Raw genomic sequence first — 13,583 nt, 5'->3', positions numbered from 1 at the left:
AAGATCGGCAACGACGCCGACCGAGCGGACCTACCGACCCCATGAAAGATCGAGGTTAGCGCCCTTGCGTGTCTTCCGGCCATCAGTGTTGAGTTGGCGGGCGATGTCGCCAAGCGGAGCGCCTGACAAGAACTCCTCGAAGATCTTCTCCACGTCTTTCGCTTCGGCCTTGTCAATCTCGTATCTGGTGCCTTTGGCGTCGCGGTTGGCGGCAGCGAGCCACTTGTACCCGTGCGGTGCTTTGCCGGGAGAAGGGTGCCCGGCAGCACGACGCTCTCGGGCATAGCGCTTGGCACGCTGCGCCTTGATCTTGACTTCCCGCTCGGCGAGGAGCACGAGCTGCTTGAGCATGTAGTCGTCGTGCTCCGTGTCGATGCCGCCGCGCACGGTGACGACACGGATGTCTCGGCGCGGAGGGCGGATGTCGAGCACGTCGGTGAGGCTCCGGGTGAGGCGGTCGACCTCCGTGACCATGAGGACATCGAACTCGCCGGAGTCGAACGCCCTGAGCATCTTCGCCCAGTTCGTCTTCGAGCCGCGTGTGGTGCTGCCGCTGACGTCGTTGTCAGGGTAGGGCTCGCCGGCGACCAGCCAACCGCGCCGCCTGACCTCGTCCTCGCAGTCGGCGATCTGCTGCGCGATGCCCTGGTCCTCCTCGACGCTCTGACGTGCGTAAATGGCGACACGAGGGATGGCGCGGCGAGCGGGTTCGGTAGTCATCTTTCAAGTATGCCATTAAGCAATCACGGTGGCCGCGTGCGGGTTCGCCGCCGTCCTGGTCGCTCTGCTGGCCTCCGGAGAGGTGCGCGAGCTCCTGATGGGCATCATCACCTCTGCGCTGTCGATGGGGTCGTGATGCCGCGGTCCGCCCGGTCGTCCCGTCTGCGGGACGACCGGGGGTCCGCCACGGCGGAGACGGCGATCGTGCTGCCCGTCGTGGTGATGATGGTCGTCGTCATCCTTCTCGCCGGCGCCGGGCTCGGGGCGCAGCTCCGTCTGGAGAGCGCCGCCCGCGGTGCCGCACGCGAGATGGCTCGCGGGGAGGATCCTGGTGCTGCGGTCGCCACGGCGCAGCGGATCGGCGGACCCGGCACGCAGGTGCAGATCTCCGGAGCCGGGGCATGGGTACGGGTGGACACCTCCCGCACGCTCGAGGCCCCCTCCGGGTTTCTCGGCGGGGCCCACTGGGAGCTGAGCGCCGACGCCGAAGCACGCCGGGAGCCCCATCTGATCACCGGTGGTGACGGATGAGCACGGGCGCGGCGGGAGTGCTCGCCTGGACGGGAGCCGCCACCGCGGTGGTGGCGGGCCTGTCACTCCTGGGCACCGGCGCCGTGGCGCACTCACGCGCCGCCACGGCCGCGGACCTGGCCGCGCTGGCAGGAGCCGATTCTCTGGCCGCCGCCGGCGGCGAGCCGTGCTCGATCGCCGCCGAGGCCGCTTCCCGCAACGGTGCCCGGCTGCTGCAGTGCGAGCTGCGCGAGTGGGATGTGCTCGTGGAGGTCCAGGTCGAGGCGTCCCCGCTTCCGCCCGCGACCGCCCACGCCCGCGCCGGCCCCGGCCCTACGGATCTTCCCGTGCCACCGGACCCGCCATGAGCCCGGCGATCTCAGGGGTGGAGCAGGCCCAGCAGCCGTTCGGCCTCGCGCTTCGACAGCGGCTCGTTGCCGTTGCCGCACTTCGGGGACACCACGCAGGCGGGGCAGCCCGCCTCGCACCCGCATTCGGCGATCATGTCAGCCGTCGCCCGCAGCCAAGCATCGGCGTCATCGGCCCCGCGCTCGGCGAAGCCTGCTCCACCGGGCGCGCCGTCATAGACGAAGATCGTCGGCTCCCCGGTGTCCTCGTGCAGGGCGGCGGAGAGCCCGCCGATGTCCCAGCGATCACAGGTCGCCAGCAGCGGGAGCATCGAGATGGCCGCATGCTCGGCGGCATGCAGGGCGCCGGGCAGCTCCTCCCCGGGGATCTCCGCGTTGTCTGTGGTCGTCCGCGGGATCACCCACCACACCGCCTTCGTGGTGAGGGTGCGCGGCGGCAGGTCCAACGGGTGCTGGGCGAGCACCGCCTGGGTGAACACGTCCCGCACCTGGTAGCCGGTGACCTGATCGGTGACATCCACCGTGCCGAAGCACAGCTGCACCCCGCCGGACCACTCGACCTCACTGTCCGTCTGCCGGATGCGCACGGTGGACGTCGACTGCGGGTGGGTGGAATGCAGCGGGTCCTCCCGATGCACGAAGGCGACCGCGCGCTCCACGTCGAGGTGGTTGACCACGTAGCTCGTGCGCTGGTGGAGATAGACGGCGCCGTCGTGGACCTGGGTGTGGGCGCTCGCCGCATCGACGGTGCCGAGCAGGGTGCCGCTGGACTCCTCGACGATCCGCACCGGTTCCCCGCCGCTTCCTCGCAGATCGGTGAGCTCGTGGGCGGATTCGGTCATCGTCCAGAACCAGCCCGTGGGTCGCGCCCGCAGCACACCCCGGGCCGCCAGCGTGGTCAGCAGCTCCCGCGCGCTCGGGCCGAAGATGCCCTCCTCCCCGTCCCGGATGGCGAGCTCGGAGGCGGCGGCGCACAGATGGGGCGTCATCACATAGGGGTTGCCCGGGTCGAACACCGCCGCCTCCACCTCTGCGCCGAAGACGGTCTCGGGATGGTGGACGACGTAGGTGTCCAGCGGATCCTCTCGCGCGACGAACAGCGCCAGGGCGCCGCCGTCTCGATCCTGGCGTCGGCCGGCCCGGCCGAACTGCTGCCACAGGGAGGCGCGGGTCCCGGGCCAGCCGGCGATCACCACTGCGTCCAGGCCGGCGATGTCGATTCCCAGCTCGAGGGCGTTCGTCGAGGCCAGGGCCTTCAGCTCCCCGGAGCGCAGGGAGTCCTCGAGCTCCCGGCGCTCGCGCGCCAGGTACCCGCCGCGGTAGGCCGCCACCCGTCGGGCGCTGTCCGCCAGCTGCGGGGAGAAGGTGTGCTCGGCCTTCTGCTCGAGCAGACGTCGCGCACCGCTGGAGACCAGCTCCGCCCCGCGCCGGGAGCGTGCGAAGACGAGGGTCTGGACGTCCCGTTCGACCAGGTCGGCGAGCAGCGCGCCGGCCTCGCTCGTGGCCGAGCGCCGCAGCGGCTCCTCGGACGAGCGCCGTCGCGTGCCACTCACCGCCGAATCGTCCTCCGGGTCCGTGTCCGCATCCGCCTCTGTGCCCGCGTCCGCTCCCGCGTGCAGGTCCGTGCCGCCGTGCAGGTCCGCACCGCCGTGCAGGTCTGCACCCCCGTGCAGGTCAGTGCCCCCGTCGCTCCCACGTCCGGCGGTCATCGGGCCCCGCCCGTCGACGCGGGCGATCGCCCCCGGCTCCCAGAGGCCGATCGTCAACCCTGTCCGCGGGGAGCCGTCCTCGGTCACCGCGGTGACGTCCTGACCGATCAGCCTGCTCGCCGACAGCTCCGGGGTCGCGGTCGTCGCGGAGGCGAGGATGAACGTGGGCTCGGCCCGGTAGTGGGCGGCGATCCGCCGCAGGCGCCTCATCACCATCGACACGTGGCTGCCGAACACGCCCCGATAGCTGTGGCACTCGTCGATCACCACATAGCGCAGCGCACGGAAGAAGCTCGCCCACTGCTCGTGGCCGGGGAGGATCCCGAAGTGCAGCATGTCGGGGTTCGTCAGCACGATGGTGCCGTGCCGGCGCACCCACCGTCGCTGCTCGGTCGGGGTGTCCCCGTCGTACACCGCGACGCGCGCGTCGCGGATTCCGGCCCCGTCGGCCATGGCGGTGATGTTGGTGAGCTGATCGGCGGCGAGCGCCTTCGTGGGCGAGAGGTAGAGCACGGTCGAGCGGCGCGCCGACGGCTCCAGCTCGCGCGCCCCGACAGCGGTGAGCGCGGGCAGCAGATAGGCGAGGGACTTGCCGGAGGCGGTCGCCGTGGCGAGGACCACGTTCGTGCCGTCATGGGCGAGCTGCGCCGCATGCTCCTGATGGATCCAGGGGGCGGTGATCCCTCGCTCGGCCAGGTGCTCGAGCAGGCGGGGGTCGGTCCAGTCGGGGAAGCTGCCCTGCCGTCCGGGCCTCGCAGGGCGCTGCTCGACGTGCGTGAGGCAGCTGCGACGGGTCAGGGGGCCGGTGAGATCGGTCAGGAGCTCGGACGCTCTGCCTGCCCGCATCGACTCCCCATTCCCTGTGCATTTCCCACACCTGCGCTCCGTTCCGGAGGCAGGCGGCTGGGGCACAATCGTAGCCATGTCCCCCGACATCTCCACCGCGCCCCCACAGGCGCTGCCCGACCAGGTCGCCGCCCTGCGCGCCGACCTCCGCACGGCCCGCTACACGGTCGAGACCACGGAGTCCCTCCTGGGCCCGGTCGCGCTCGCCGCGCTGCGCCGCGAGAACCCGATCCCCGCCCGGCGCGCGCTGGCAGCGCAGTCGGATCCGGCCGCCGTGCTGTTCCGGCTGTTCGTCCTCGGGGACGTCGTCCCGTACTCCCTCGTCCGTGCAGTCCTGCCCACCCTCGGGGCGGACGGAGCGCTGCAGCTGGGGCTCGTCGGCCCGGCGTCGCTCCCCGCCCATCGGGGCGAGGACGATCACGAGGCCGACGACCCCGACAGCCCGCTGCGCGCACTGGTCGATCTCGCGCCGTACTCCGCGAGCGACGACGCCGGCGAGATCTCCTGGTGGATCGCCTCGGACCTCTCCGAGCTGGCCACCGGTCGCGCCCTGGGCCCGGAGCACGTGCTGGGGGTCGGCGGCGCCTCTCTGACCCTCGCGCGGATCACGCCGCGAGCCGCGGTGGGCCGCGTGCTGGACCTCGGCTGCGGCGGCGGCATCCAGGCGCTGCACGCCTCCCGCCACGCCGAGCACGTGGTCGCGACCGACCTCTCCGAGCGCGCCCTCGCCTTCGCGGCCTTCAACGCGGCTCTCAACGAGGTCGACCTCGAGCTGCGCCAGGGCTCCCTGCTGGATCCCGTGGCGGGAGAGACCTTCGACCTCATCGTCTCCAATCCGCCCTTCGTGATCACCCCGCGGCGTGCAGCGGCGGCGCCGGAGCACGGGGTCGGGGACGAGCCGACAACCCCCGAGACGACCTGGACCTACCGCGACGGGGGCCGCGCCGGCGACACCCTGCTCGCCGAGCTGCTCACCGGCCTGCCCGCGCACCTGGCATCGGGCGGCAGCGCCGTGATGCTCGGCAACTGGGAGATCCCCCGCGGAGGCGAGTGGGACGAGCACCCCCGCGCCTGGCTCGCCACCGCCTCGGCGGACGGCGTGGACTCATGGGTCATCCAGCGCGAGCAGGAGGATCCCGTCCAGTACGCGGAGACCTGGGTCCGCGACGGCGGCGTCACCGACCGCGATCCCCGCTGGTCGGACCTCCAGGCGGCCTGGCTCGACGACTTCGCCGGGCGCGACGTCGAGGGCATCGGCTTCGGCTACCTCCTGCTGCGTCGGCCTGACGGCCCCGACGCTGTGGGCTCCGACAGCGCAGGGCCGCGCATGGGCGTGCTGCGCACCGAGGAGGCCACCGGCACCGGGACCGGGACTCTCGGCGTGCACCTGGCCGAGAGCCTGCTCGCACTCGACGTCCTCGCCGGGATGGACGACGACGCCCTCGTCGCGCGCCGGCTGGTCCGCGCCGCCGACGTCGTCGAACGCCGTCACCTCACCCCCGGGCAGTGGGACCCGATGCTCATCGAGCTCGTCCAGGGCGCCGGCTTCGCCCGCACCGTCCGGGCCGACCAGGTGCTCGCCGCGACCGTCGGCGCCCTGGACGGGACCCTCACCCTCGGCCAGGTGCTCGCCGCGGTGTGCGCCCTCACCGACGCGGACCCCGACGAGGCACGTGACCAGGTGCTCCCGGTCGTGCGCGACCTCGTCCGCACCGGGATGGTCCGCCTGTGAACGCGCCGGATGACCGCGCCGGGACCACACCCCCGGAGGACGACGGGGCCACACCCCTGGAGGACGACGCCATGACTCCTCCGCCGAGGCCCGGAGCCCGCACCCGGCGCCGCCGCACCGGTGCGCTCGCGCGTCCGCTGCTGGCCCTGCTGTGCGCGGTGATCGGCGCGGGCCTGGCCGTGCTGCTGGCCCGGACCTCGGTGGGCACCGCGAGCGGACAGCGCCTGGACCAGCTGATCCTCTCCGGGGCGCAGGACCACCAGGGACGCCTCTCCCACTACGCCGAGCTGGCTGTGGGGACGGTGAGCGTGCCGGTCATGGCGGGCCTGCTCGCCCTCGCGCTGGTCCTGGTGCTGATCCGTCGTCGGCTCACCCTGCTGCTCCCGCTGGCCCTCCTGGTGGTCGGCGCGAACGTCACCACCCAGGTGGTCAAACACCTGGTCGTCACCCGCGAGGCGCTGGGTCCGGGCATCGAGGTCACCCCGAACTCGTTCCCCTCCGGGCACACCACCCTCGCGGCCACCGCGATGATCGCCGTCGTGCTGGCCTCGGGCCGGCTCCGCGCTCTCCTCGCACCGCTGGGAGTGATCTGGACCGCTGCCGCAGGCGTCGGCACTCTGGTGCTGGGCTGGCACCGGCCCAGCGACGTCGTCGGGGCGATCGTCATCGTCGCCGGCTGGACCGTGCTGGTGCTCGCGATCGATGGCCTGCACACGCGGCACCGGCTGGCGCGGGATGCGACGCGCCCCGGGCGCGGGCGTCGGCGCCGCGACGCGTCCCGGGCCGCCACCGGGCCCTCCGCGGAGTCCCCCACCCTGCTGGACCTGCGCACCGGGGCCGCCGATCGTGTCGTCGCCGTGCTGCTGGGCCTGGCCGGGCTGGCGGGAGTGGTCTACGGCGCGATCGGGCTGGCGGGCCTGGGCCTCCCGCTGGATCTCCAGGACGCCGCGCAGCAGACGTCCTCCTTCGTCGCCACGGCCGCTCTGATCGCCGGCGGCACAGCGTCCTGGATGGCGCTGGTGCTCGTTCTGCGCACGCCGACGTCACACAGGAGCAGCCCCGGCGACCGTGTACCGTGAACAATCGCCGAGCGCAGAGGATGCGTCCGGTTGATCCCGGACCACGGCATTCGGCCACGGCGGACGGGCCGCGACGTCTCGCGGCGAGGAAGGACATATCAACGTGACTGGCGGACGGCATCTGGTGATCGTCGAGTCCCCTGCGAAGGCGCGGACCATCAGCCGATACCTGGGGGACGACTACATCGTTCAGGCATCGGTGGGACACATTCGTGACATCCCGGTGCCGCGCGACCTTCCCGCGGAGATGAAGAAGGGCCCGTACGGCAAGTTCGGGGTCGACGTGGACGGCGGGTTCGACCCGTACTACATCGTCAGCCCCGACAAGAAGAAGACCGTCGCGGACCTCAAGAAGGCTCTCAAGGACGCCGACACCCTCTACCTCGCCACGGATGAGGACCGGGAGGGCGAGGCGATCGCCTGGCACCTCCTGGAGACCCTCAAGCCCAAGAAGTCCCTGCCCGTCAAGCGCATGGTCTTCCACGAGATCACGAAGGACGCGATCCTCGCCGCGCTCGAGAACACCCGCGAGATCGACTCCCACCTGGTCGACGCGCAGGAGACCCGCCGCATCCTGGACCGCCTGGTCGGCTTCGAGCTCTCGCCCGTGCTGTGGCGCAAGATCAAGCCGTCCCTGTCGGCCGGTCGTGTGCAGTCCGTCGCGACGCGCCTCGTGGTCGAGCGGGAGCGCGAGCGCATGGCGTTCGTCGCCGCCGACTACTGGGACGTGACCGGCACCTTCGGGGCCGAGTCCGAGCAGTTCACCGCGAAGATCGCGACGGTCGACGGCGCCCGTGTCGCCTCCGGCAGCGACTTCGCCGACGACGGCACCCTCAAGCCCCGGGCCGCCTCGGCGACCGTGCTCACCGAGGAGTCCACGCGGACCCTCATCGAGGCGCTGACCGATGCCCCGGCCACGGTCTCCTCGCTCGAGTCCAAGCCGTACACCCGCCGCCCGGCGGCTCCGTTCACGACCTCCTCGCTGCAGCAGGAGGCCTCGCGCAAGCTGCGTCTCGGCGCCCGCCAGGCGATGCGGGTCGCGCAGTCGCTGTACGAGAACGGCTACATCACCTACATGCGTACCGACTCGGTGACGCTCTCCGGCGAGGCCATCAAGGCCTCCCGCGCACAGGCTGCGGAGCTCTACGGCTCCCAGTACGTGCCGGACAAGCCGCGCTACTACCAGACCAAGTCGCAGAGCGCCCAGGAGGCGCACGAGGCGATCCGCCCCGCGGGCGACCGCTTCCGTACCCCGGCCGACGTGTCCGGCTCCCTCTCGGGCGACGAGTTCCGTCTCTACGAGCTGATCTGGAAGCGCACCGTCGCCTCGCAGATGGCCGACGCGAAGGGCACCACCTCGACGGTCGAGCTGCAGCTGGAGCAGAAGGACCGCACCGCGACGTTCCGCGCCGCCGGCACCGTGATCACCTTCCGCGGCTTCCTCGCCGCCTACGAGGAGGGTCGCGACGCGAGCCGCTACGGCTCCGACGAGGCCGAGGGCAAGGGCGACAAGCGCCTGCCGCAGATGGAGGAGGGCCAGAAGCTCGACACCCGCGAGCTGATCCCGGACGGCCACTCCACCACGCCTCCCCCGCGCTACACCGAGGCCTCGCTGGTGCGGGCCCTCGAGGAGCGCGGCATCGGCCGCCCCTCGACCTACGCCTCCACCGTCGCCACCGTGCAGGACCGTGGCTATGTGCTGCGCCGTGGCACCGCCCTCGTGCCCAGCTGGGTGGCCTTCGCCGTGGTGCGCCTGCTCGAGGAGCACTTCGGGGCGTTCATCGACTACGACTTCACCGCGCAGATGGAGCAGCAGCTGGACCGCATGGCCCAGGGCGAGCTGAGCCGTGCGGAGTACCTCAAGAACTTCTACCACTCCGATGGCACCGACGGCCCGATCGGCCTCAAGCCCATGGTCGACGACCTGGGCGACATCGATGCCCGCGCGATCAACAGCATCGACATCGGCGAGGGCATCACGCTGCGCGTGGGCCGTTACGGGGCCTACGTCGAGCGTGCCGCCCGGGACGAGAACGGCGAGCTCATCGAGGGGGCGGATCCGCAGCGGTCCTCGGTCTCCGACGACGTCGCCCCCGACGAGCTGACCGTCGCGCTCGCCACCGAGATGCTCGAGCGCGCCAAGGACGACGGCAAGGTGCTGGGCACCGGTCCGGAGACCGGCCACGAGATCGTCGCCAAGGACGGCCGCTTCGGCCCGTACGTCACCGAGATCCTGCCCGATCCGGAGGAGAACGGCGGCAAGAAGGTCGCCAAGGCCAAGCAGCCCAAGCCCCGCACCGGCTCGCTGCTGAAGACCATGGAGCTGGCGACCATCACGCTCGAGGATGCCCTGAAGCTGTTGAGCCTCCCGCGGGTGGTCGGCACGACGGAGGACGGCACCGAGGTCACCGCGCAGAACGGCCGGTACGGCCCGTATCTCAAGAAGGGCACGGACTCGCGGTCGCTGGAGTCGGAGGAGCAGCTGTTCACCGTCACCATGGAGGAGGCGGAGAAGCTCTACGCGCAGCCCAAGACCCGGGGGCGCGCCGCCGCGAAGCCGCCGCTCAAGGAGCTCGGCACCGATCCCACCAGCGAGAAGCCGATCGTGATCAAGGACGGCCGCTTCGGGGCCTACATCACCGATGGCACCACGAACGTCTCGCTGCGCGCGTCGGAGACCGTCGAGGAGATCACCGAGAAGGTCGCCATCGAGAAGCTCGCGGAGAAGCGGGCGAAGGGTCCCGCGAAGAAGCCAGCCGCCAAGCGCAAGGCTCCCGCCAAGAAGAGCACGACGACGAAGAAGAGCACCACCGCGAAGAAGTGAGGCCGCTCGGACCCTGAGCCACAGGGTCCGAGCGGAGGGCTCCGATCAGGAGCCCCCGGGAACAGGGGCACGGACCATCAGGTCCGTGCCCCTGTCGTCGTCCGTGCTGCCATCGCCCGTCCTGGTGTCGCGCTCCCCGCCGTCGTCGGCCCGTGTCGTCGTCCGCGTCTCCCGCCCGGCACCTATGACCGGAATGTCACGAATCGCCCCCGTCGCGGTCACAGCTGCTCACCACGGGTCACGAGGTGGTCACGGGGCGCACGAGAATCGTGGTCACCGAGCCGCGATGGCTCGATCACCTGCGGAAGCGGCCTACAGTGTGACCAAGAGCTCGTTGTTGACTCACGAAGGAGTGATCATGGATCGACGTCTCAGCCGGCGCACGATCATGACCGGCGCCGCGGCCACCGCGGCGCTGGGGATGACCGGATGCCTGCAGAACCCTGACCCCAGCAGTGGAGGAGGCGGTGGCGGCGGCGAGAAGTACACGCCCGGCGACACCCCGGGAAACGGCTCGGTGAGCATCCTCGGGGCCTTCGGCGGCCAGGAGCAGGAAGCCTTCATGGCCTCCCTCGAGAAGTTCGAGGCCGATGCGAAGATCACTATCAACTACACCCCCGACAAGGACTTCACCAACACCATCCAGCAGCGCGCCGGAGCCGGCGACGCACCGGACATCGCCCTGTTCCCGCAGCCCGGCGGCATGTTCGACCTCGCCGGGAAGGGGCTGATCACGCCGATCGACGCGTTCCTGGACTACGACGCCCTGAATTCGACCCTGATCCCCGGCTTCCTCGATTCGGCACGGTTCGAAGGGCGCGTCTACGGCGCCCCGATGCGCATGGCCTGCAAGTCCCTCATCTGGTATCCGAAGAAGGCGTACGAGGCGGGCGGCTACTCCGCGGAGCCCGCGACCATGCAGGAGCTCACCGAGATCACCGAGCAGATCAAGGCCGACGGCATCGCGCCGTGGTCCGACGGCTGGGACGACGGGCAGGCCACCGGATGGGTGGGCACCGACTGGATCGAGGAGCTCATGCTCCGGGTCCACGGCCCCGTCGTCTACGACGACTGGACCAAGCACCGCATCCCCTTCAACGCGAAGGAAGTCGTGGAGGTCTTCGACATCGCCGGCGACCTGCTCAAGGGCGAGGGAAACGTGCTGGGCGGGACCGACGGGATCATCAACACCCCGTTCTCCGAGGCTCCCCTGCCCCTGTTCGAGGACCCGCCCAAGGCGATGCTGGTGCGCCAGGGCAACTTCGTCACCGGATTCCTCCCGGAGGATGTCCAGGCGAACATGGACGAGGAGGTCGGCGTCTATGCGATGCCCACCTGGGAGGGCGGCTTCGATGGCCAGCCGATCCTCGGCGGTGGCGATCTCGCTGCCCTCTTCGCCCTCAACGACGACAGCGTGAAGGTCATGGAGTTCCTGACCTCGGATGCCTTCGGTGGGGAGTGGGCGCAGGCCGGCGGCTGGCTCAGCCCTCACCGCACCTTCGATCAGACCCTGTACTCCGACGCGATCACCCAGCAGGTCGCCAAGATCGCCTCGAACGCCCAGGTGTTCCGGTACGACGGCTCGGACCTGATGCCGACTGCCGTGGGCGGCGGGTCCTTCTGGACGGGAATGGTCGAGTGGCTGCAGGGGTCGAAGACGTCGCAGGAGGTCTGCGACGAGATCGAGGCCGGGTGGCCGACGTGACCACCGCGGCCTCCACCCAGCAGGGGTCGGACGGTTCCGCACCCCTGGAGCGGAACGAGCACAAGGGGTCACCCGCCCGCCCGGTGAGGGTGATCGTCGGCGCCGTCGGCATGGCGGTCACGGCCTGGTTCGTGTGCAACGCGTTCCTCGCGTTCGCCTACTACCCGCACTGGTTCCTGAACTCGGGGATCCTGATCGGCGTCCTGGGCCTGGTCATCGGCATCGGCGGATCGCTGGTGTTCTTCTATTTCCTGAACCTGTGCATCGAGGGTTTCCCCACGAGGTTCGCCGAGGGGCTGATCCCCTACGCGTTCCTGCTGCCGGGATTCAGCCTGATCGCGATCTTCCTGCTGTACCCGACCGTGCAGACGATCGTGTACTCCTTCGCCAACGATGATTCGACCGACTGGGTGGGCCTGGACAACTACACGGCGATCTTCGGCAGCGGCGCCTTCTGGTCGGCGCTGCTGAACAACTTCCTGTGGATCCTCATCGTCCCGGTCGTCACGGTCGCCTTCGGCCTCGCGGTCGCGGTGCTCGCCGACAAGCTCTCCCCCTCCGGGGAGAAGACCGCGAAGTCGCTGATCTTCCTGCCGATGGCGATCAGCTTCGTGGGAGCGGCGACGATCTGGGGCCTGGTGTATGCCTACAACTCGCCCGGCGACTCCCAGACGGGCCTGCTCAACGCGATCGTGACGGCACTGGGCGGCGATCCGCAGCCCTGGTACCAGATCGAGTCCGGGCGACTGAACTCGCTGGTGCTGATGGTGATCCTGATCTGGCTCCAGACCGGCTTCGCCATGGTGCTGCTGAGCTCGGCGATCAAGGGCGTCCCGGAGGACACCGTCGAGGCCGGACGCATGGACGGTGCCAGCGAGCTGCGCATCTTCTGGCAGGTCATCTTCCCGCAGGTGAGGACCACGCTCATCGCCGTGCTGATCACGGTGCTGATCCTGGTGCTGAAGGTCTTCGACATCATCTACGTGACCACCAACGGCCTGTACAACTCCGACGTGATCGCGAACCTCTTCTTCCGGAAGCTGTTCACCGATCAGCAGGCCGGCCAGGCCTCGGCCGTCGTCGTCGTGCTCCTCCTGATGGTGATTCCGATCCTCATCTACCAGGTCAAGAGCTTCAGGGCCCAGGAGGCGAACCGATGAACGGGACCATGAAGGACGGGCGCAAGCGTTCGCTCGTCGCCACCATCACGATGCCGCTGCTGGCGCTGCTGTGGACGGTCCCCACGATCGGGCTGCTGGTGACGAGCTTCCGCTCCCGCGAGGCAGCTGCCTCGACGGGCTGGTGGAGCAGCCTCTGGGAGGGCGGCTGGACCTTCGACAACTACGCCACCGTGCTCGGGGACCCCTCGATCTCGGGGTCGCTGATCAACTCGATCGTGGTGGCGGTGCCGGCGACGGTGCTGCCGATCATGTTCGCCGCCTTCGCCGCCTACGCGTTCACCTTCATCGAGTTCCGTGGCAAGGACGTGCTGTTCATCGCGATCGTCGCGGTGATGGTGGTGCCGATCCAGGTGTCCTTCCAGCCGATGCTGGACCTGCTGGGCCCGCGCGGGCTCGGGATCAACGGCCAGTTCGTCGCGGTGTGGATGCTGCACACCGGCTTCGGCATGCCGCTGGCGGTCTACACGCTGCGCAACTACATGTCCACCCTCCCGAACTCGGTGGTGGAGAGCGCGAAGATCGACGGTGCTTCCCATTTCCAGACCTTCTGGCGTCTGGTGGCGCCGATGGCCTCACCGGCGATCGCGGCGTTCGCCACCCTGCAGTTCCTCTGGGTGTGGAACGACCTGCTCATCGCCAAGCTGTTCCTGGGCGGCGGGGACAACAAGACGATCATCGTGAGCCTGCAGCAGATGCTGGGCACTCAGGGGCAGGGAGCCGAGCTCCTCACCGCCGGCGCCTTCATCTCCATGGTGATCCCGATGCTCGTGTTCTTCGGCCTCCAACGGTTCCTGGTGCGCGGTATGACCGCCGGCTCGGTCAAGGGCTGACCCTCCCCGGCCGGACCGACGGGTCGGCCCAGAATTGCGCCGACGGCGGACCTTCCCTCCCCAGCGTCCCCGATGCCCC

Annotated in this window: 11 protein-coding genes; 9 read left to right on the top strand and 2 right to left on the bottom strand. The window is 70.2% G+C overall.

The window, feature by feature from the left end; all coding sequences use genetic code 11:
• Nucleotides 1-30: 30 nt before the first annotated feature.
• Nucleotides 31-720, bottom strand: a complete 690-nt coding sequence (locus INT51_RS20005) for a recombinase family protein (RefSeq protein ID WP_193107172.1) — start codon at nt 718-720, stop codon at nt 31-33.
• A gap of 28 nt (nt 721-748) precedes the next feature.
• Here INT51_RS20005 and INT51_RS20000 point away from each other — a divergent pair, with 28 nt between their 5' ends.
• The 3 genes from INT51_RS20000 to INT51_RS19990 are packed head-to-tail and all read left to right on the top strand — an operon-like array spanning nt 749 to nt 1,598.
• A complete protein-coding gene (locus INT51_RS20000) occupies nt 749-856 on the top strand; it encodes a DUF4244 domain-containing protein (RefSeq protein ID WP_304502270.1) in 108 nt (35 codons plus the stop codon).
• Entirely contained in the window at nt 856-1,251 is a 396-nt protein-coding gene (locus INT51_RS19995) for a TadE family type IV pilus minor pilin (protein WP_193107171.1), read from the top strand. The genes INT51_RS20000 and INT51_RS19995 overlap by 1 nt, the downstream gene beginning before the upstream one ends.
• On the top strand, nt 1,248-1,598 hold the full coding sequence (locus INT51_RS19990; protein ID WP_193107170.1) for an Rv3654c family TadE-like protein: 351 nt from the start codon (nt 1,248-1,250) through the stop codon (nt 1,596-1,598). Before INT51_RS19995 ends, INT51_RS19990 begins: the two co-directional genes overlap by 4 nt.
• Nucleotides 1,599-1,609: 11 nt before the next feature.
• Here INT51_RS19990 and INT51_RS19985 read toward each other — a convergent pair whose 3' ends face one another.
• Entirely contained in the window at nt 1,610-4,153 is a 2,544-nt protein-coding gene (locus tag INT51_RS19985) for a DEAD/DEAH box helicase (protein ID WP_193107169.1), read from the bottom strand.
• A 76-nt stretch (nt 4,154-4,229) separates the two neighbouring features.
• Between INT51_RS19985 and INT51_RS19980 the strand changes: the two genes are divergently transcribed.
• The 6 genes from INT51_RS19980 to INT51_RS19955 all read left to right on the top strand — a co-directional run bounded on the left by INT51_RS19980 (nt 4,230) and on the right by INT51_RS19955 (nt 13,504).
• On the top strand, nt 4,230-5,885 hold the full coding sequence (locus INT51_RS19980) for a methyltransferase (RefSeq protein ID WP_193107168.1): 1,656 nt from the start codon (nt 4,230-4,232) through the stop codon (nt 5,883-5,885).
• Entirely contained in the window at nt 5,882-6,964 is a 1,083-nt protein-coding gene (locus INT51_RS19975) for a phosphatase PAP2 family protein (RefSeq protein WP_304502269.1), read from the top strand. Before INT51_RS19980 ends, INT51_RS19975 begins: the two co-directional genes overlap by 4 nt.
• Before the next feature lie 103 nt (nt 6,965-7,067).
• Nucleotides 7,068-9,788 (top strand): type I DNA topoisomerase, encoded by a 2,721-nt coding sequence (gene topA, locus INT51_RS19970; protein ID WP_193107167.1) that lies wholly within the window; start codon nt 7,068-7,070, stop codon nt 9,786-9,788.
• 358 nt (nt 9,789-10,146) lie between these two features.
• Nucleotides 10,147-11,493 carry an ABC transporter substrate-binding protein gene (locus tag INT51_RS19965; protein WP_193107166.1) on the top strand — a complete coding sequence of 449 codons (1,347 nt, stop codon included), beginning with the start codon at nt 10,147-10,149 and terminating at the stop codon, nt 11,491-11,493.
• On the top strand, nt 11,490-12,653 hold the full coding sequence (locus INT51_RS19960; RefSeq protein ID WP_370540840.1) for a carbohydrate ABC transporter permease: 1,164 nt from the start codon (nt 11,490-11,492) through the stop codon (nt 12,651-12,653). Before INT51_RS19965 ends, INT51_RS19960 begins: the two co-directional genes overlap by 4 nt.
• Nucleotides 12,650-13,504 (top strand): carbohydrate ABC transporter permease, encoded by an 855-nt coding sequence (locus tag INT51_RS19955; protein ID WP_193107165.1) that lies wholly within the window; start codon nt 12,650-12,652, stop codon nt 13,502-13,504. Before INT51_RS19960 ends, INT51_RS19955 begins: the two co-directional genes overlap by 4 nt.
• The last annotated feature ends 79 nt before the right edge of the window (nt 13,505-13,583 follow it).

It is taken from the genome of Brachybacterium sp. FME24 (genome assembly GCF_014897705.1).
GTDB lineage: Bacteria > Actinomycetota > Actinomycetes > Actinomycetales > Dermabacteraceae > Brachybacterium.
This window is presented reverse-complemented; position numbering and strand designations above follow the sequence as displayed.

Coding starts and splice junctions, on each gene's coding strand:
- INT51_RS19980 (WP_193107168.1), top strand. CDS start 4,230: ATGTCCCCCGACATCTCCACCGCGCCCCCACAGGCGCTGCCCGACCAG.
- INT51_RS19990 (WP_193107170.1), top strand. CDS start 1,248: ATGAGCACGGGCGCGGCGGGAGTGCTCGCCTGGACGGGAGCCGCCACC.
- INT51_RS19955 (WP_193107165.1), top strand. CDS start 12,650: ATGAACGGGACCATGAAGGACGGGCGCAAGCGTTCGCTCGTCGCCACC.
- INT51_RS19995 (WP_193107171.1), top strand. CDS start 856: ATGCCGCGGTCCGCCCGGTCGTCCCGTCTGCGGGACGACCGGGGGTCC.
- INT51_RS20005 (WP_193107172.1), bottom strand. CDS start 720: ATGACTACCGAACCCGCTCGCCGCGCCATCCCTCGTGTCGCCATTTAC.
- INT51_RS19965 (WP_193107166.1), top strand. CDS start 10,147: ATGGATCGACGTCTCAGCCGGCGCACGATCATGACCGGCGCCGCGGCC.
- INT51_RS19985 (WP_193107169.1), bottom strand. CDS start 4,153: ATGCGGGCAGGCAGAGCGTCCGAGCTCCTGACCGATCTCACCGGCCCC.